Source organism: Nocardia sp. Root136 (assembly GCF_001427185.1).
Taxonomy (GTDB): Bacteria; Actinomycetota; Actinomycetes; order Mycobacteriales; family Mycobacteriaceae; genus Nocardia; species Nocardia salmonicida.
In genome coordinates this window covers 396,381-414,171 of the sequence record NZ_LMFE01000008.1, presented here as the reverse complement: position 1 = coordinate 414,171, position 17,791 = coordinate 396,381, and the positions used below count along the sequence as shown (strand labels likewise).

The window sequence follows — 17,791 nt, the reverse complement described above, 5'->3', positions numbered from 1 at the left end:
TAGCATTCGGGATGTGCGCGGTGGCAGATGGTTTCGGGTCCTCGTCTGCCTGATCGTGCTCGGCAGTACGAGTGCCTGTGTGGGCGCGGTTGACCGGGCCGATTTCGAGGATCAGCTCCGATCGCGTGGCGGCGGTTTGGTGAGTGCGTTGCCGCAGGACGCCATCGCGGCGCTCACCCAGCGAACCGGCGTCACCGACGTCGAAGCGAACCTCATCATCCTCACTCCGCCGAACTCGACCCAGTTCCGCCTGACATTGGACGATCAACCCGCCCAGATCACGCGGTTCATGGCTGACGACGCAGTGCTGGCCGCTCGGGCACCCACCGTCCGCCTGCGTGTGCGGCCACCTGATCGTTCGCGGCAACTCGACGACTATTCCTTCACCCTCGGGGAATTGAGCGCACCACGCCCGGTCCGGGTCTCCGCGTTCGACGACCTCGACGGCGAGGATTTCACCGTCAGCGAGGTGCCCGGCCTGTCACGAGTAGAAGAGATCGTCGACACCGCCCTCGCCCGCAGCGAACTGCCCGACGGCCAGGTCACCGTCATCGTGGTGAGTCGTTTCGGCCGCGAGATCCGCATCGTCGCCAACGTCTTGTCGCCGCGCTCGGAGATGGTCGTCGAATTCGACCGCACCGGCGCATTCCTCCGAGCACAGCAGGTGTAGCGCATGCGACGCGTACTGGTAGCAGCGGTTTCCCTCGTCAGCGCCGCCGCTTTTCTGACGATTATTGTTGCCGTCGCCGTCTGGCCGGGCGAAGCGAAACTCACCGCACCGCTGTTCTGTTCGTCTCCGGCCACCGAGCCCGTGGTCGTCTCCGACACCTTCCACGACTCCGAAGGAACCTCGACCAACTACACGCTCTACTGCGTCAGCGACCGCGGTGTCCTCACCGACGAGGGCTTCGCACTACCCATGCTGGTGCTGTTCGCCGCACACGTCGTGATCTTGGGCGCTCTGCTCCTGCTCGCCGCGGTGATCGGCCGCGTCGGGCACCGACCCGAACCGTCGGACGGGCCGTTCGAGCGCGTGCAGGACAGCTGACGGTCAACTCAGATCTTCGTCATCGCCTTCCAGATCGACCTGTAGATCCACCGAGAAGTTGTCGATCGACAGTGGCTTGCCCGACTCGGTCATCGTCAGCTTCTCGGTGCCGAGGCCGGTTCGATGCAGGAAGACCGTAGTGACGGTGGCGGCGGCTCGTGCCTGGTCGCGTTCGGTCGGCCACATCCGCGTGGAGCTGCCGTCGCCACAGTCCACGAAGCCGAGCTCGTCGAGGTGTGGGCGGGTGGATTCGGTGGTGAAGGCGCGCAGGCGGATCTCGGTCGGGGACAACTCGAGTTGGGCGTAGCGATCCGGTGTCTTGTCGCGGTCGAAGAAGTGCAGCACGAGCGGTTCGGGGCCGGGGCCGAGCGCGCGCATGGCGAGGTGAACGCTGCGCAGCAGATCGGTCAGTAGGCCGCGTAGATGCCCGAGGGTATAGACGCTCCAGATCTCGCTGCCGCGGCCGTCCGAACCGGCCGGTGAGGCGGACCAGGTGAAGCCGACCTCGTAGTCGTCGGCGCTGTTGTACTCGATATCGTGCTCGTCAACCGGAATCCGGTCGTCTGCGTCGACGAATTCGGGATAGTGGTACTGGGTCTTCCAGTGCCACCACCTGCTGTTGGCATCGGAATCGGTGGACTCGACCCGCACGGACAAGCCTCCCCACTCGGAGAGCTCGAGCGTACGCAGCGTATCGCCGTCGACCCAGCCGACACCGAGATCCGCCAGACCGCAAAACCAGGTGGGCGGACCCCATGTCGCCACCGCGAGGTCCAGGTAGCGACGGAACTGTTCTGCCTCGATGGTCGCGACGGCGATGGACAGCTGCATCCGCTCGCTCTCGGCATACGGATCGTGGTCGTCGCGAATTCGGCCACCGGAGGGTGTGTGCGGGATGTCGACCGCACCGTCGCTGAGCAGGGTCCATCCCGCGGTGCGGCACACCTGTTCGACGTCGGCTCGGACGAACGTGCGGAACTCACCCGCACGCAACTGCGTCAGCAAGTCGGTGAAACGTCCGTCGGGCATGGTGTCCATACCTGAGCACGCTAGCGATGACCACCGACACGATTCTGTCCCGAAGATCGCGAAACGGTCTCCGGAAGCTGTTGCCGCGCTTGACTATCCGGACCGTCTGTCGGTGAAGGTCTCAGCCGATCGGGGGTACCTGTTCAGCGGGAACCGGCGCGGGTGGCGGGGTTCCGTCGCCGAAGGGGCGCCCACCCAGTTCCTCGCGATGGTGCGGGGTGAGCCAGTTCGACAGATCCGGTCCCGCGGGGACGATTCCGGTGGGGTTGATATCGCGGTGCACCACGTAGTAGTGCTCCTTGATCTGCCCGAAGTCGATGGTGTCGCCGAAGCCGGGGGTCTGGAACAGGTCGCGGGCATATGCCCACAGCACCGGCATCTCGCTGAGTTTGGTGCGGTTGCACTTGAAATGGCCGTGATAGACGGGATCGAAACGGGCCAGCGTCGTGAACAGCCGCACGTCGGCCTCGGTGATCGTGTCACCGACCAGATAGCGCTGCGTGCTCAGTCGATCGGCGATCCGGTCGAGGGCGGCGAAGAGTCGAGCGTAGGCGGCATCGTAGGCGTCCTGATCGCCGGCGAAACCACAGCGGTAGACGCCATTGTTGATGTCGCGGAACACGTCCCGGTTGATCTCGTCGATCTGCGCGCGCAGCGGTTCGGGATACAACTGCGGTGCGCCCGGCCGGTGATACGCGGTCCATTCCGTGGAGAAATCCAGGGTCATCTGTGCGTAGTCGTTGGTGACGACCTGCCCGGACGCGATCTCGACGACGGCGGGCACGGTGATCCCACGCGGATAGTCCGGGAACCGGGCCAGATAGGCGTCGCGCAGGTAGTGGATGCCGAGGACCGGGTCGACCTCGCCCGGATCCAGATCGAAGGTCCAGCTCAGCTTGTCGTGGGTGGGCCCACACAGGCCCAGTGACAGCACCGGTTCGAGCCCGAGCAGCCGCCGCACGATCAGCGTGCGATTTGCCCACGGACAGGCCCTGGCCGCGACGAGTCGATAGCGACCCGCTTCGACCGGATATCCATCACCTCCGTCGGCGGTGATCCGCGTGGTGATGTAGTTGGTGTCGCGACGGAACTCGCCCGCCTCGACGTAGGTGCCCGCACCGGCATCGCTCACCGCCTCAGTCTCGCATACCCACGCGCTCGGCGAGTCGATCAACGCCCGGGACAGCCATGGCGTTCTTGTGCGGTCGCGCTCCACTCGAGGCCGACATGTTCATGGCGCGAACTCTGGAGGAAATCGCGGTGCGCACCTCATCGAGCTGCTGCGCGGTAGTCCGAAAGGTACGCGGGCCGTAAACGAGAAGTCGGCAGGTGGGGTAGGGGATTCCAGTGGCGTCGCGGCGAACTCGGCTCGTGATCGCGATCTGTCCTGCCGATGTCGTGACCGCCGTCCGGCTCGCATACGGACGAACCCGCCAGTAACCTGTGGCCCGTGATACCGATGGGCAAAGCGCCGGGCGGGGCGGCGCGACCACGCATCGCTCTGACCGCGGTCGCTGTGGTGGTGTTCGTGACGTTCCTCGACACCACGATCGTGAGTGTGGCGCTGGGGGACATCCGGCGTGATCTGAGTGCCGACGTGACGATGTTGCAGTGGGTGGTCAACTCCTACACCGTGGTGTTCGCCGGGTTGATGTTGGCGGGTGGCTCGCTGGGGGACCGGTGGGGGCGCAAGCGGGTGATGATCATCGGTTTGGTGATCTTCTGTGCCGGGTCGGTGGTCTCCGCGCTCGCGAGCAGTGTCGCGGTGCTCATCGCGGGCCGCGCGATCATGGGACTGGGCGCCGCGGCGTCGGAACCGGGAACGCTGTCGGTGCTGCGCCATGTCTTTCCCGACGATCGGACTCGAGCCAAGGCGATCGGTGTGTGGGCGGCGGTGTCGGGGCTGGCGTTGGCGGCGGGACCGGTGCTGGGCGGCGTGCTGGTCCACGCGTACGGGTGGCGCTCGATCTTCTGGTTCAACCTCGTGTTCGCGGCGGTGGCGCTCGTCATCGCGCTGTGGTCGGTGCCGGAAAGCGCCGATCCGAGTCCGGAGCCCATCGACTGGGCAGGCGCGGTGCTCGGCGCGGCGGCGTTCGGGTCGGTGATCTATGCCGCGATCTCCGGTCAGGACCGGGGCTACACCGCGCCGTCGGTGCTCGCGTTCTTCGCGATAGGCGCGCTCGCGTTCGTCGGGTTCATCGCCGTCGAAACACGAGCGCGCGCACCCATGCTAGACCTGCACTACCTGCGCTTTCCTGCCGTGCGCAGCGCACTGCTGGTGGCCTTCGCCGTCTATTTCGGCATCTTCTCGATCTTCTTCTTCACCGCGCTGTATCTGCAGGTGATGCAGTCGTATTCGGGCGCGCGCACGGCCACGGTCTTCGCGCCGATGGCCGGCGCGATCGTGATCGGCTCGCTGGTCGCGGGGCTCTGGGTAGCGAGGCGTGGTGCGCTCACCCCGATGATTCTCGGCTGTGTGATCGGCGCGGGCGGGATCTTGTTCACCCGCCACATGCTGTCCGGGGAAATCCACGATCCTTCGCTGTCGGCCGCGATGGCGGTGGCGGGCTTCGGCTTCGGGATCGCGGTGGTGCCGTTGACATCGGCCGTGATGTCGGGCGTCCCGGCGGAACACTCGGGAATGGCTGCCGCGGTGACCAATACGATGCGCCAGGTCGGCTCGGCCTTCGGTGTCGCAGTCCTCGGTTCGCTGGTGAGCGGATTCCTGTCCTCGGACCTGAAGGCGCGCATGAACGAACTGGGTTTGCCGACCTCGCTACAGCCCGACGCCATCCAAGCGGTGGAACTCGGGAAGATTCCCGAGGGCGTCGATATCGGCCCGTATCTGAAATACCTGTCGAAGGTGTCCGAGGTGCTCAACGCGGGCAAGGCGGCCTTCCATCACGGACTCGACGTGGCGCTGCTCGTTTCGGCGCTGATGATTCTCGCCGCCGCGGCCTTCACTGCCATCGACGCGGCACGTCACCGTGCGGATATCACCTGATTCAGAGGTACGAATCACTAACTCGCAGAGGCTGTTCCGGCCGACGCTCGGTGCGTCGGCCGGAACCGGCATCAGGCGCTGACCGAGGCTGTCACTTCACGAGTCAGTCGCGACGACCAGGGACACCAGAAGCAGCCGGGCAAGAACGCTCCGCATGCTTCGTCGAGGTGATCCTCGGTGTACACGATGCTCGAGTCGCAGACCTCGATGGCCATGGTGAAAAAGGTGATGGTGTCGGGATCCAGGTGGAAGTTCCACCCGGGGTTGTAGCTCTGCGCGGTCTTGCGGATTCTGCCCATGACGTGGATGGACATCGTCTCATCGCCGGACAGGATCCGCCGCGCCTCCGCGATACGTTGTTCGTTGTTCAGCTGGAAAATGAACTCTTTTCCGCTGTAGTCGGTGAATGCAAAGAGCGCCATGACATTTCCCCTTGTCGATGTGTTTTCGAGCGAGCGGGAGTCGAGCGTGTTGCGTGGCCGAGTATATCGGCCGAATCGCGTGCGCATGAGCGTATTGCCGATGAAAACTGTTGGTAAGCAACAGGTTTAGGGAATCGGTCGGTTTTTATCCGCGAAACGGGGCAACGGGGGAGTGCTCATCGGCGCGTCCCTGAGGCGAGCTCGTCTCGACGCGGTGACTGCCGTCCAGAATCCGCCTTCGCCGCGGTGATCAGCTCCCGGACCGCCATCGCACCTCGCGCGACAGCGCCCGCGACCCGACCGTCCGCGCCGATCAACACGGCCGATGGCGTGCCCCGAACCCGGTAGCGCAGAGCCGCCTCGTTGCCCTGTTGCACCAGTACCGGTATGTCGCCCACCTCCTGCGCGCGGCCCCAGGCGGCATGTTCGGTGAGATCACCATTGCCGACCAGTACGACCGTCAGAACCTTCCTGACCCGTGATTGCCACCGCGGCAACTCACGAGCCAGCGCCGCGCACATCTCGCAGCCGGGATGGACGAACACCAGCAGTACTGCCTTGCCGGGCGCCAGGAGCGACTCCAAGCTGATCCGCCCACCCTCGACGGCCAGCAACTCGAACTCGGGTGCCACCGCACCGACCGGCAGACCCTCCGCGCCCAGCGTCGACAGCGCCTGTTCGTCGACCCGCCGACCCAGCGCGCGCAGCTCCCCGAGCGTCCAGAGCAGCACCACCGCCAAGATCACGATCAGCGCCAGCCCGGCAGTGGCCTCGGCGGGCAACCCGGCCGGAACCTGCGGATACCGCAGCGCCCCCACGGTGACCAGAGCGGCGAGTGTCATCAACAGTCCGTTGCGCACCAGTGTCGCGGGCCCGATCGGCCCCGCGCTCGCCGCTCCGAAGCAGGAGCAGTTCGGATGCTCACCCCGCAGTAGTAACCGCACGATAGCCGCGGTGAAACCGGCGAGCAGCAGCAACGCCACGCTGCCCGCGACCGCGGCGGTCCATGGCAACAGCACCCCGGCTGCCACCAGTCCTTCGGCTACCGGTAATCCGATCGCCACGAGGGGAACCCACCTGATGGGTATCCCGAAATCCGCCACCGCCTTCCGCGTCGCGGGCCCGTCCGCCAACTTCCCCCACGTCGACAGTCCGAAGGCCCCAGCCAGTACCAATCGCGAACCCCACACTCCGTATTCGATCAGCATTCCGGCACCATCCCACAGACGAAGGGCTCTGAAACATAATTTGCTGGAACAGCTTTCGCCACAGTCCGGGCGTACTACCGAGCGGAGCCGTCCAGGTGTCGTTTGGACAGATCGACGCGGCCGGGCAGGACCATCAGTAGATCCTTCTTGACCTCGACCCTGCGCGTCGCGGCCCGAACCACCCGTGTTCCTGTCGCCAGATCGTGGACGGCTCGACGACCGTTCGCGGTGACCATCGCGAGCACGCAGCTGACCGCGAATGTGCCGAATCCGATCAGCGCCAACGCATTCAATACCGACGAGTCCGGGTTGCTGCCCGAGACCGATATGAGGAAGAACGGCAAGAAGATGATCAGCATCCGGACCGCAGCCTGACGCAGGCCGAGTCCAGGTCGAGCCCAGGCATCGGCGGGAACCACCTGTAGCCCGAGTAAGCCCTTGCCGAGCGTCTGTCCGTCTCGGCGAACCAGGAGGAAGACCTCGAGCCCGATATAGGCGGCGAAATAGCACAACCAGGCTCCGACGCTGTAAACAACGTCCTCGTACGTCTCGCCGATCGCCATCGCCGTGAGTACCACTGGCAGGCTTATCGGCAAGGCGATGAGAAAGGTGAGTGCCAGGCAGGCCACGAAGTCGATGAGCCTTGCGGCCAGTCGGCGAAGGAACGGAGCGGCTTGATACGGCATCTGACCTCACAGTGAACCGATGGTCGTTGATCCTGCTCGGCCGCTTGCGCTTTCACTGTGGCCGCCCGACCAAGGCTAGCGACTCCGCGTGGTGTGAAGCGCCGAACTCACGATTCGCCGACCGGGCCGGCTACTCCGAGCAGGGTCGTTTGCACCTGTAGGAGGTGGTCGATGTCGCCTTCGGTGTCGGCGACGGCGTTGCTGTAGAGGAAGCTCTCGCCGAGGCGGACCAGGGCGAAAGCCAGGGTTGTTCGGTCGATCGGGGGGCGGTATCCATCCTGTTCTTGGGCGCGCTGGATGAGTCGCTCGACCAGTGCGACGCTGCCGCGATGGACCGGCCCGTCGGCCTGCGTGACCAGTCGAAGGGCCGCCGGTGATTCGTTCTGGAGATAAGTGCGCAGTGCCGGGTCGGCCGCCAGGCGGCGCAGTATTCGATCGAAGACTTCGGAGATGCGGTGGGCGCCGCGGCTGTCGCACTCGCTGTCGATCGCGTTGAGCAGGCGTTCGAACTGACGGGCTATGGCGATACCGAGCAGGTCTTCTCTGGTGCCGAATCGGCGGTAGATGGTGGTGCGGCTGATCCCGAGTTCCGTTGCTACGGCATGTAATTCCAGACGTTCACCGCGAAGGAAGATACGGATCGCGGTGTCGAGCACATCATTGGGGGGTGCGGTGGGGGACAGGAGCGGAGCCGACTGTGTATCGCGGGGCCGCGGTGCGTCGCCCGGCGTGGTCGGCTCATCGGGTAGGGATGGCTCTGCGGTCGGTGTTGTGCCCGCATCGACCCCACGCACGGCAGCCGGATCGAGATGGCGCATCGCCGCGACGATGATCGAGACCGTCAGATTCGCGGCCGCGGGGAAATCGAGGTGCTGGGCGAGGGCTTGCTGCACGCCGCGCACCCCGATGTCGGCGATCGCCGCCGCGCAGAAATCGGCGCTGGCGCCCCATTGCAGGTCGGCGCTACCGTATTCGTGCCGGATCAGTTCGGCGACGGTGTCGGCGACCGACTGGATCGTGGCTGTCCTTACCTCGTGTGATCGTCCCGCCGTCGGCGCCCCGAACAGCACGTGGAAGCCCTCGGTGTGGGTGGCGGCGAAGTCGAACAGTGCTCGCGTTGTCGTCGCGATGTGCCGGTCGAGATCGAAACCCTGTGCGCGCCGGTAGCTTTCCCGCATCCACTCCAGCAGGCTCGCCGCCTCGCGGCGCACACACGCGTCGAAGAGCTGTTCCTTGGTTCCGAAGTGCGCGTACAGCGTCGGTTTGGAGGTTTCGGCCGCGGTGGCCAGTTGCTCCATGGTGACGTTGTCGAAGCCGTGCGCGGCGAATACCGAGAGCACTCCGTCGAGCAGCGTGTCGTCGGATGGCCGCACCGCCGTGGAACGGCGGCGCGGCCGGTCGTCGGCCGACTCCGAATCGGACCTGGTCATGATGCAGCAGACTACCGTCAGCCGTTGCGCGGGTGGGCGAAGCAGTTGACCGGCACGCGGTTGGCCGGATCGAGGGCATTGAGAATATGCTGTGCGACAACCGGATCCGAGGCGGCGCCGGCATGTTCGAAGATCGCCAGCGGGCACTGGTCCTGCACGACGATATTGGTGACGTTCGGGGCGATCGGTCCCATGCCGCTGGTATGCGGAGCCACCACCTGATCCCAGCGGGTCATGATGAAGGTGTAGTCGATGTCGGCGGGGTAGGCGTCACCGGAGTTCACCGCGTCGAGGTAGTCGGAGCCGCTCGTCATCTGCAGGCTCGCGCCGAATCCGAATGCCTCGGAACGGAGTTGGAGGTCGTCCCAGACTCCGAGCAGGTCGAGAGCGCGGGCGATCAGCGCCTGACCGCCGGCCCTGGTGCCGTCGTTGAGCGGGGTCAGGTTCACCGACTTGGCGACCTTGGCCGCTCCGCCCAGGTACTTGATGTACCACCGCGGCATCACGGTGCCTTCCGAGTGGCCGACGAGGTCGACCTTCTGCGCTCCGGTAGCTGCGAGCACGCGATCCACGAACGGCGCGAGCTCCTGAGCCGATGATTCCCGCATCGACTTGGTGCCCGGAATCAGGTTCAACGGCACCGGCGCGGCCGGGTCGAGGCCGTAGTTCAGCGCGAACACGCAGTAGCCGTTGTTCGCCAGCAGCGGCGCGATGGTCGTCCAGTTGGCGGCCATCGTCGCGGTGAGACCGTGCACCAGCACCACCGGTTCCGGATGTTCGGCGCTCGGACGGCAGTTCCAGTCGTTGGCTCCGGGCGGGGAGGCCCGGTCGACGAAGTGGACGATTCCAGGAATCAGCCCGTACGGAACGGGGTACTGCGGAGCTGCCTGCGCGGTGGCGGGTGCACCGGCAGCGGCGGCGCAGCCCAGTGTCGCGGCCAGGATCAGCCGTTTCATGACGCCGGGGCGTCGACGGTCGGTGGTTCGGGCGGGAGAAGACATGAGCACTCCTAGGACATCGTTGTACTGCCAGAAGTTCTAGCATGGCTTTACTGGAAGTAAAGCCATATCGCGCAAAACTCGCGTATTTGTGAGAGATCGGTTGACATGACGGCGGGCTTGATGGAACGTCTACTCATATTCGTTCCATTCGAGGAGTCATCTGACGTGTGCCCGGCATCCACGCACAACACCGGCAGTGCTGCCGAACTGACCATCGACCGCGTCCACTTGCGCGAATGGCTGATCTCGCTCGGTCTGCGGTGCGCGGGCCCGGTGGAGGTCGCTCGCATCGGAGGGGGCAATTCCAACCTGACGTTCCTTGTCACCGACACCGCCGCCCGTCGCTGGGTGCTGCGCAGACCGCCGCTGGGCGAGCTGCTCGCCTCGGCCCACGACGTTGTCCGCGAGGCGCGGGTCATGGGTGCCTTGTTCGACACCGACGTGCCGGTGCCGCTGATTCTCGGGGTGGGTGCTCAGGACGGCGTCCCGATGGTCTTGCTCGAGCATGTCGAGGGTCAGGTCATCGAGGACATGTCCGTCGCGCGGAAGCTCACGCCCCATCAGCGTCGGGCCACGGCGCTGGCCTCGGTCCGCGCACTCGCGCAGGTACACGCCGTCGACCTCACCGCCACCGGACTGACCGACCTGGCCGGACACCGCCCCTATGCCGAACGTCAGATCCGCCGCTGGTCCAGGCAATGGGAACAGTCCCGAACCCGGGATCTCCCGCTGGTGGATCAGCTCACCGATCGGCTGACTGCCGCGATCCCCGAACAGCGGGAACGAACGTTGGTGCACGGCGACTTCCACCTGCGCAACATGATCATCGCGCCCGGCGACGGTTCGATCACCGCGGTCCTCGACTGGGAGTTGTGCACACTCGGCGACCCACTCGCCGACCTCGGCAGCCTGCTCGCCTATTGGACGGAACCGGGCGAACCCGGGGTCGCGGGATTCGAGATGACCACGCTGCCGGGGTTCCCCAGCAGGCAGGAACTCGTCGACGAATACCTCGACCACACCGGACGTGACCCCGCGGCACTGGCCTTCTGGCACGCACTCGGGCTCTGGAAGCTGGCGATCATCGCCGAAGGCGTGCGGCGCCGAGCACTCGACAACCCGGACAACAGCACCCATGCCGGGGCTCCGACGACCGAACAGATCGATCACCTCGTCGAGCTCGCCGACGTGGTGGCCACCGCTACCGGCATCTGACCACCAGCGCAGAAAGACGACAACCACCATGCAATTGGCACTGACCGGCGATGAGATCGCCTTCCGCAATCATCTGCGGTCCCTGTATCGCAACGAAATTCCGCCCGAGATCCGCGATGGCGTGCGGGAAGGACGCGAGCTCAGCCGCGAGGCGCTCGTCACCACCCAGCGCATCCTCGATGCCAACCGCATCGCGGTGCCGAACTGGCCGCACCAGTGGGGTGGCCGGGACTGGACCCCGATTCAACGCCATCTCTGGCACGACGAGATGGCGCTCGCGTCGGTACCGGAACCGCTGACCTTCAATGTCGACATGATCGGCCCGGTCATCGCCCGGTTCGGCACCGAGGAACAGAAGGCCCGGTTCTTGCCCCCTACCGCCAACCTCGACATCTGGTGGTGTCAGGGGTTTTCCGAACCCGAAGCGGGCTCGGACCTCGCCTCCCTGCGTACCACCGCGACTCGCGACGGCAACGACTACGTCGTCAACGGGCAGAAGATCTGGACCAGCATGGCCCAGTACGCGGACTGGATGTTCTGCCTGGTCCGTACCGACCCCGGTGCGGCGAAGAAGCAAGTGGGAATCTCGCTGTTGTTGATCCCGATGGACGCGGCCGGGGTCACGGTGCGGCCGATCGAGCTCATCGGCGGCAGCCGCGAGGTGAACGAGGTGTTCCTCGACGACGTCCGCGTGCCGGCCGAACATCTAGTCGGACAGGAGAATCAAGGCTGGACCTACGCGAAATTCCTGCTCGGCAACGAGCGCACCGGCATGGCCGCGATCGGACGCACCAAAGTCCGGCTGTCGACGATCAAAACGCGCGCCCGTCACACCCGGGTAGGCAAGGGCACGCTGCTCGACGACCCGCTGTTCGCCGCGCGGCTCACCGAACTCGAAAACGAAACGCTCGCACTGGAATTGATCCAGATCGGCGCGATCGCCGGAGCGAAGCAAGACCGGACGGCGCAGACGGCATCGATTCTGAAACTCCGTGGCAGCCAACTCCAGCAGGCCGCCACCGAACTGATGATGGAAGTCGCGGGTCCGAGCGCGCTCCTGCCGGACCACAACCGATGGGCCGGTCGCAGCACGGCCGCCTACCTCAACTGCCGCAAGACATCCATCTACGGAGGATCGACCGAGGTGCAGCGCGGCATCATCGCCTCGACGATCCTCGGACTGTGAGCCCAGACCATGAATTTCGAACCGACTGCGGAACAAACGATGTTGCGCGACACCGTCAGCGACGTCCTGGCCGACCCTGCGCCTGCAGCGTCGGATGATCTGTGGGCCACCTTCGCCGACCTCGGGTTGCTTGGGCTGACCTTTCCCGAATCCGACGGTGGCCAGGGTGCGGGTCCGATCGAGGCCATGATCGTGATGTCGGAACTCGGCGCCTGCCCGGCCCGGATTCCGGTACTCGACTGCGCCTACCTACCAGGAAGCCTGCTGGTCGAGGCGGCCAGTCCTGGCCAGCGCCGCGCACTGCTGCCGAAGGTCGCGGCGGGGGACCTGCGGCTCGCGTTCGCACACGAGGAGCTGTGCTCGCGCTGGCCACTGCGAACCTGCTCGACGGCTGCTGTCCGGCGGGGCGCTTCGTGGCGAGTGAGCGGGCGTAAGTCACCCGTTCTCTACGGCGCCGAAGCGGACCTGCTCGTTGTCAGCGCGACCGGGCCCGACGGTATCGGCCTGTTCCTCGTCGACCCCGCCGACGCGGGCGTGACCAGACGTGGAAGTGCCACCCATGACGGTATGCGCGTGGCCGACATCGTCTTCGAACAGGCCACCGCCGAGCCGTTGGCCGCGCTGGGTGCCGACTCTGCCATCGAAGCCGCCCAGGTCGCGGCCCAAGCCGCGCTGTGCGCCGAGGCTGTGGGCGCGATGACCGAGGCCTTGCGTATCACTGCCGAATATCTATGTACCCGAAGACAGTTCGGTGTTCCCTTGCGCAGCTTCCAGGCGCTCACCCACCGCGCCGCCGACATGCACATCGCGGTCGCGCTCGCCCACGGCATGTCCGTGTACGCCTCGACGGCGTTGGCCGACGGCCTGATCGACCAGACGGTGGCCTCGCGGGCGAAGCTGCGTGTCGGGCGGTCGGCACGGTTCGTCGGTCAAGAGGCTGTCCAACTGCACGGCGGCATCGGAATGACCGAGGAGCATCCGATATCGCGCTACTTCGCGCGGCTCACCGCCATCGAACAGACGCTCGGAAATTCTGATGACCATCTGCGATTCCTGATGGACCGGGTCGCCGAGTACGACATGGTCGACCTGTGAAGCCCGCGGTCACCGGGCGACCGGTCGTCGAGGTCACCGGCGGCAAGGTGCGGGGCCGGACCGTCGACGGTGTCAGCGCGTTTCTCGGAGTGCCTTTCGCAGCTGCTCCGGTGGGGCGGGCTCGCTTCCGGGCGCCCGCACCGGTGTTGGGCTGGACGGGGATTCGAGAAGCGGACGCGCTCGGGCCGACGTGCCCGCAAGGTGCTTACCCGCCCGCTATCGAACAGATATTGGGCACCTACCTGGTGGCGGGCACGGAATGCTTGAACCTGAACATCTGGACGCCCGACCCCGGCGGGGGCGGTCTGCCGGTCATGGTGTGGATCCACGGAGGCGCGTTCGTGCACGGGTCCAACGCGGTACCGGCGTACGACGGAACCGCCTTCGCCCGTGACGGGGTGGTGCTCGTGGCGATCAATTACCGGCTCGGTGCCGCGGGCTTCGCCGTGCTCGACGGTGCACCGGCCAATCGCGGCCTGCTCGATCAGCTGTTCGCGCTGGCCTGGGTGCGTGAGAACGTGCGGGCGTTCGGCGGAGATCCCGACAATGTCACGGTCTTCGGCGAATCAGCGGGTGCGATGAGCGTCGCCTCGTTGCTGAGCTCGCCCGCTGCCACCGGGCTGTTCGCACGGGCGATCATGCAGAGCGGCAACGGCGGCGTCGCGGCGACCGTCGACGATGCTCGTGTGCTGAGTGGCGAACTCGCTGAGGCATTGGGTGTGCCCGCGACCGCGGAAGCCTTCGCGGCAGTGTCACCGTCGGCGCTGCTGGCCGCGCAGGAGTCGGTCCGTGCGGCCTTGGCCCGCGATCCGGACCCGGCGCGCTGGGGGGAGTCGGTGCTGGTCGCAGGGGCCGGCATGAGCTTCTTTCCGGTCGTGGACGGCGATGTTCTTCCCTCGGTACCCGCCGAGGCGATCGCGGCGGGATCCGCCCGTGGCATCGCCTTGCTCGCGGGCTGCACCACCGAGGAGTTCCGGCTGTTCACGGTGCCCACCGGACTCGGGGACGCGATCACTGTCGACGCGCTACCGTTCGCGCTCGCACGCTTCGGCATCGGCGCTTCGTCGATCAGGCCGTATGCCGCCAACCGTCCCGAGGCGACCGCGGGTGACCTGTTCGCGGCGATGGTGACCGATGCGGTATTCCGTGGTCCCACCAGGGAACTCGTCGAATCGCAGACCGCTGTCGACACTCCGGCGTTCCTGTACGAGTTCGGGTGGCGGCGCGCGGATCTGGGTGCGATACACGGACTCGAGGTGCCGTTCGTCTTCGACACCTTGGCCGCGGCAAGCAGCCTCACCGGTCCGAATCCGCCACAGCGGATCGCTGACGAAATGCACTCGGCCTGGATCGGTTTCGCCACCCATGGTGACCCCGGCTGGCCCCGCTACGCCGAGCACAAGCTGGTCATGACCTTCGGCGAGCCTTCCTCGGAGCTGGTCGGCAATCCGCGTGCCGAGGAAAATGCGACGCGCCACCCAGGACGACAGGACTGACCATGGCAAATCTTTTCGATCCCGTCCGCCGACATGCCGATACCCACCCCGACACGGTGGCCGTTCGCGGCGAAAGCTCCGGCCCCGGCGACTTCGCCGCGTGGACCTATCACCAATTGCGTTCGAGGAGTATCAATTACGCTGCGGCGCTGGTCGCTTCGGGGCTGCGGGTCGGTGATCGCGTGCTGCTCGTCGCACCGTCGGTGCCCGAATTCGTCGTCGCCTACCTGGGGATTCAGGTGGCCGGTGCCGTGGTGGTACCGATCAACACGATGTCGACCCGGCACGAAGTCGATTACGTCCTCGACGACGCGGGCTGCGCGCTCGTCATCGCCTGGCACGCACTCGGTCCCGCCGCCTCGTCGGCGGCACAGGCGCGCGGTGTGCCCGTCTGGAATCTACGCCCCGGCGCGGACGCGGGTCTCGCGTCGACGGAGGTTCGTGACCGTGACCCCGACGACACCGCGGCGATCCTCTACACCTCGGGTACCACCGGTCGTCCCAAGGGCGCGCAACTGACCGTGTCGAATCTGTTGTCCGCGGGTGAGATCGGCGTCGCGTGCAGCCGTTCGACGCGGTCGGACCGCACGGGCACAGCGCTGCCGCTGTTCCATGTCTTCGGCCAGGCCTCGGTGATGATGACAACCTTCACCGCCGGTGGGTCGCTGTCGTTGCTCTCCCGATTCGACGCGCAGGCGATGACGGCGATGTTGCGCCGCGATCGGCTCACCGTCATGGTCGGCGTACCGACCATGTGGAACGCGATGCTGCACACCGCGGGCGACGCCGATTCCGCCGACTTCGCCCACCTGCGGATCGCCGTCTCCGGCGGCGCGTCATTGCCCGCCGCGGTGACCAGGGAATTCCAGGCGCGCTTCGGCTGCACCCTGCTCGAGGGGTACGGGCTCACCGAAACCACGGCGATGGGCACCTTCACCGACATCGAGCGGGGTGCGAAGGTCGGCTACGTCGGCGGCGCGACACCATTCACCCGGATCGAGGTCCGTGACGAGGCGGGCCGCCCGTGCCCGCCGTCGACCATCGGCGAGATATTCCTCCGCGGCGCGACGGTGATGAAAGGTTACTGGGAGCGACCGTCGGACACCGCCGACGTTCTCGATCACGAGGGCTGGTTGCGCACCGGGGACCTGGGCGCCGTCGACGCCGACGGTGACCTGCGCATCGTCGACCGGGCCAAGGACCTGATCATTCGCGGCGGGTACAACGTCTATCCGAGCGAGGTCGAGGAGATCCTGTTCGCGCATCCCGATATCGTCGAGGTGGCCGTGATCGGTGTCCCGGACGATTACTACGGCGAAGAGGTCGCCGCCGTCGTCGTGCGCCGCCAGGAATCGGTGCTCGATGCCGCGCACGTGTCGGTGTGGGCGCGAGAACGGCTCTCCGCGTACAAGATCCCGCGCGTGATCCAGTTCGTCGACAGCCTTCCGAAGGGTGCCACGGGCAAGGTCCTCAAGCGAGCCATCGACCGTGGAACCCTCGGTTGAAGCGTCTCACAGTAACAATGTTACTCTCTGTCGGCGCTGGTGTGACAGGCATCATGATCTGATTCTCCGGCGACCTGAGTCACTGCGGCGACGATGCCGTCAGTGGTGTCGACTGAGAGGTTCTCGATGAAGCGACAGGATCTTCGACGGATGCGGCCGCAGGCCGGGCGCATCGTCGCGGTGTTGGTCTTGGCCTGCGCTACGGCGGTGGCCGGTGTGGTGACGGATGCGGGGGAGGTCTCGGCCGAGCCGATGAACTCGTTCTACACACCGCCGGCCCAGATCCCGCAGGAACCGGGCGCGATCATCAAAACCGCGCCGATGACCCTGGTCATGACTCCCCCGACCGAGCAGGGATGGCCGGGCCGGGCGCAGCACGTGATGTACACGACGAAACTGCAGGACGGGTCCCCTGTCGCCGTGAGCGGGACCTACATCGAACCGACCGGCCAATGGCGCGGATCCGGCCCACGGCCGACGGTGGTCATCGGGCCCGGCACCTCGGGTCAGGGCGACCGTTGCGCGATGTCGATGGCGTTCTCGACAGGGATGACGGTGTCCACCGAGCCGTTGGGGCTCTCGGCGAACCAGGAGCTGCCGTCGTCGGTGGTGTGGAGCGGCCTGGGCGCGCGAGTGCTGGTGACCGATTACGTCGGCTTGGGCACACCCGGCATTCACACCTACGCCAATCGGTTCGAGAGCGGACACGCGATTCTCGACGGAGTTCGGGCGGCCAACAACCTGGGCGGGGTCGGACCGGAGACACCGGTGGTGCTCTGGGGCTACTCCCAGGGCGGTGGCGCTACCGCGGCCGCCGCGGAGATGCAGCCCAGCTACGCGCCGGAACTGAACCTCAAGGGCACCTGGGCCGGTGGGCCGGTGGCCGACCTGCCCGCGATCCTGGAAAAGATCGATGGCGCGCTGATCGGCGGTGCGATCGGGTTCGCTGTCAACGGCATGCTCGCGCGCTACCCCGAACTGCAGCGTGCGGTGGACAAGGTCATGAGCCCGAGCGGGCGCGCGATGCTCGATACGTTGAGCAATGCCTGCATCGTCGACTTGATCACCACCTACCCCTTCCTGAAGACCAACTCGCTGACCAACGACGGTCGCTCACTGACCGAGCATCTCAGGGAAATGCCCGAAGCCGCCCCGGTTCTCGCGGAACTACGCATCGGCAACTCCACCCCGGCCACCCCGGTCCTCATCACCAGTGGTCTCAACGACGACACCGTCCCCTATGGGCAGGCCCGCCGCCTCGCCGAAGACTGGTGCGGCAACGGCGCCACAGTCACCTTCCGCACGAACGACCTGCCGCCGATCCTGCCCGGAACCACCATCCCGAACCATTTCGGTCCGGAGATCATCGACGGTTTCGGTCCCGACAACGCGTTCACCTATCTTCTCGATCGCCTTGCGGACAAGCCGGTCTCCGGCTGCAGTATCGACTGAACAAGGATCTGAGT

16 protein-coding genes are annotated in these 17,791 nt (G+C 66.2%); 9 read left to right on the top strand and 7 right to left on the bottom strand.

The annotated features are described in order from the left end of the window. The first annotated feature begins 13 nt into the window (after positions 1–13). Together ASD42_RS23055 and ASD42_RS23050 are read left to right on the top strand one after the other, a co-directional pair. On the top strand, positions 14–670 hold the full coding sequence (locus ASD42_RS23055) for a hypothetical protein (protein WP_056820231.1): 657 nt from the start codon (positions 14–16) through the stop codon (positions 668–670). A gap of 3 nt (positions 671–673) precedes the next feature. Beyond that, complete coding sequence (locus tag ASD42_RS23050; RefSeq protein WP_056820228.1) at positions 674–1,048, top strand: hypothetical protein; 375 nt, start codon at positions 674–676, stop codon at positions 1,046–1,048. Between the two features lie 3 nt (positions 1,049–1,051). On the opposite strand, the gene ASD42_RS23045 is transcribed toward ASD42_RS23050, so the two are convergent. Beyond that, positions 1,052–2,086: a hypothetical protein gene (locus tag ASD42_RS23045; protein ID WP_056820225.1), complete on the bottom strand. Its 1,035-nt coding sequence runs from the start codon at positions 2,084–2,086 to the stop codon at positions 1,052–1,054. Between the two features lie 112 nt (positions 2,087–2,198). Beyond that, complete coding sequence (locus ASD42_RS23040; protein ID WP_056820221.1) at positions 2,199–3,209, bottom strand: glutathione S-transferase family protein; 1,011 nt, start codon at positions 3,207–3,209, stop codon at positions 2,199–2,201. A 327-nt stretch (positions 3,210–3,536) separates the two neighbouring features. Here ASD42_RS23040 and ASD42_RS23035 point away from each other — a divergent pair, with 327 nt between their 5' ends. Next, positions 3,537–5,081 carry an MFS transporter gene (locus ASD42_RS23035; protein ID WP_063893704.1) on the top strand — a complete coding sequence of 515 codons (1,545 nt, stop codon included), beginning with the start codon at positions 3,537–3,539 and terminating at the stop codon, positions 5,079–5,081. Between the two features lie 71 nt (positions 5,082–5,152). Here ASD42_RS23035 and ASD42_RS23030 read toward each other — a convergent pair whose 3' ends face one another. The 5 genes from ASD42_RS23030 to ASD42_RS23010 all read right to left on the bottom strand — a co-directional run bounded on the left by ASD42_RS23030 (position 5,153) and on the right by ASD42_RS23010 (position 9,828). Beyond that, positions 5,153–5,503, bottom strand: a complete 351-nt coding sequence (locus ASD42_RS23030; protein WP_056820218.1) for a BP74-related protein — start codon at positions 5,501–5,503, stop codon at positions 5,153–5,155. A 176-nt stretch (positions 5,504–5,679) separates the two neighbouring features. Next, positions 5,680–6,711 carry a MauE/DoxX family redox-associated membrane protein gene (locus ASD42_RS23025; protein WP_056820216.1) on the bottom strand — a complete coding sequence of 344 codons (1,032 nt, stop codon included), beginning with the start codon at positions 6,709–6,711 and terminating at the stop codon, positions 5,680–5,682. Between the two features lie 74 nt (positions 6,712–6,785). Further along, a complete protein-coding gene (locus ASD42_RS23020; RefSeq protein ID WP_056820213.1) occupies positions 6,786–7,397 on the bottom strand; it encodes an RDD family protein in 612 nt (203 codons plus the stop codon). A gap of 107 nt (positions 7,398–7,504) precedes the next feature. Beyond that, a complete protein-coding gene (locus ASD42_RS33955) occupies positions 7,505–8,827 on the bottom strand; it encodes a QsdR family transcriptional regulator (RefSeq protein ID WP_056820208.1) in 1,323 nt (440 codons plus the stop codon). Between the two features lie 17 nt (positions 8,828–8,844). Beyond that, positions 8,845–9,828, bottom strand: coding sequence for a lipase family alpha/beta hydrolase (locus ASD42_RS23010; protein ID WP_235569783.1), 984 nt, complete (start codon positions 9,826–9,828; stop codon positions 8,845–8,847). Positions 9,829–10,035: 207 nt separating this feature from the next. On the opposite strand from ASD42_RS23010, the gene ASD42_RS23005 reads away from it, so the two are divergent. From ASD42_RS23005 to ASD42_RS22980, 6 genes are all read left to right on the top strand, one after another. Continuing rightward, positions 10,036–11,043: a phosphotransferase family protein gene (locus tag ASD42_RS23005; RefSeq protein WP_056820509.1), complete on the top strand. Its 1,008-nt coding sequence runs from the start codon at positions 10,036–10,038 to the stop codon at positions 11,041–11,043. 28 nt (positions 11,044–11,071) lie between these two features. Further along, positions 11,072–12,229, top strand: coding sequence for an acyl-CoA dehydrogenase family protein (locus tag ASD42_RS23000; RefSeq protein ID WP_056820203.1), 1,158 nt, complete (start codon positions 11,072–11,074; stop codon positions 12,227–12,229). A gap of 9 nt (positions 12,230–12,238) precedes the next feature. Next, entirely contained in the window at positions 12,239–13,324 is a 1,086-nt protein-coding gene (locus ASD42_RS22995; protein WP_056820200.1) for an acyl-CoA dehydrogenase family protein, read from the top strand. Beyond that, positions 13,321–14,820 carry a carboxylesterase/lipase family protein gene (locus ASD42_RS22990; protein WP_056820196.1) on the top strand — a complete coding sequence of 500 codons (1,500 nt, stop codon included), beginning with the start codon at positions 13,321–13,323 and terminating at the stop codon, positions 14,818–14,820. Before ASD42_RS22995 ends, ASD42_RS22990 begins: the two co-directional genes overlap by 4 nt. Before the next feature lie 2 nt (positions 14,821–14,822). Continuing rightward, positions 14,823–16,325: a class I adenylate-forming enzyme family protein gene (locus tag ASD42_RS22985; protein ID WP_056820193.1), complete on the top strand. Its 1,503-nt coding sequence runs from the start codon at positions 14,823–14,825 to the stop codon at positions 16,323–16,325. A 126-nt stretch (positions 16,326–16,451) separates the two neighbouring features. Beyond that, positions 16,452–17,777 carry a lipase family protein gene (locus ASD42_RS22980; protein ID WP_084787248.1) on the top strand — a complete coding sequence of 442 codons (1,326 nt, stop codon included), beginning with the start codon at positions 16,452–16,454 and terminating at the stop codon, positions 17,775–17,777. Positions 17,778–17,791: the final 14 nt, after the last annotated feature.

What these genes read in the sequence shown, in the direction of transcription:
- ASD42_RS23050 (WP_056820228.1), top strand. Translation starts at nt 674, where the DNA reads ATGCGACGCGTACTGGTAGCAGCGGTTTCCCTCGTCAGCGCCGCCGCT.
- ASD42_RS23045 (WP_056820225.1), bottom strand. Translation starts at nt 2,086, where the DNA reads ATGGACACCATGCCCGACGGACGTTTCACCGACTTGCTGACGCAGTTG.
- ASD42_RS23035 (WP_063893704.1), top strand. Translation starts at nt 3,537, where the DNA reads ATGGGCAAAGCGCCGGGCGGGGCGGCGCGACCACGCATCGCTCTGACC.
- ASD42_RS23030 (WP_056820218.1), bottom strand. Translation starts at nt 5,503, where the DNA reads ATGGCGCTCTTTGCATTCACCGACTACAGCGGAAAAGAGTTCATTTTC.
- ASD42_RS23025 (WP_056820216.1), bottom strand. Translation starts at nt 6,711, where the DNA reads ATGCTGATCGAATACGGAGTGTGGGGTTCGCGATTGGTACTGGCTGGG.
- ASD42_RS23020 (WP_056820213.1), bottom strand. Translation starts at nt 7,397, where the DNA reads ATGCCGTATCAAGCCGCTCCGTTCCTTCGCCGACTGGCCGCAAGGCTC.
- ASD42_RS33955 (WP_056820208.1), bottom strand. Translation starts at nt 8,827, where the DNA reads ATGACCAGGTCCGATTCGGAGTCGGCCGACGACCGGCCGCGCCGCCGT.
- ASD42_RS23010 (WP_235569783.1), bottom strand. Translation starts at nt 9,828, where the DNA reads ATGTCTTCTCCCGCCCGAACCACCGACCGTCGACGCCCCGGCGTCATG.
- ASD42_RS23000 (WP_056820203.1), top strand. Translation starts at nt 11,072, where the DNA reads ATGCAATTGGCACTGACCGGCGATGAGATCGCCTTCCGCAATCATCTG.
- ASD42_RS22995 (WP_056820200.1), top strand. Translation starts at nt 12,239, where the DNA reads ATGAATTTCGAACCGACTGCGGAACAAACGATGTTGCGCGACACCGTC.
- ASD42_RS22985 (WP_056820193.1), top strand. Translation starts at nt 14,823, where the DNA reads ATGGCAAATCTTTTCGATCCCGTCCGCCGACATGCCGATACCCACCCC.
- ASD42_RS22980 (WP_084787248.1), top strand. Translation starts at nt 16,452, where the DNA reads ATGAAGCGACAGGATCTTCGACGGATGCGGCCGCAGGCCGGGCGCATC.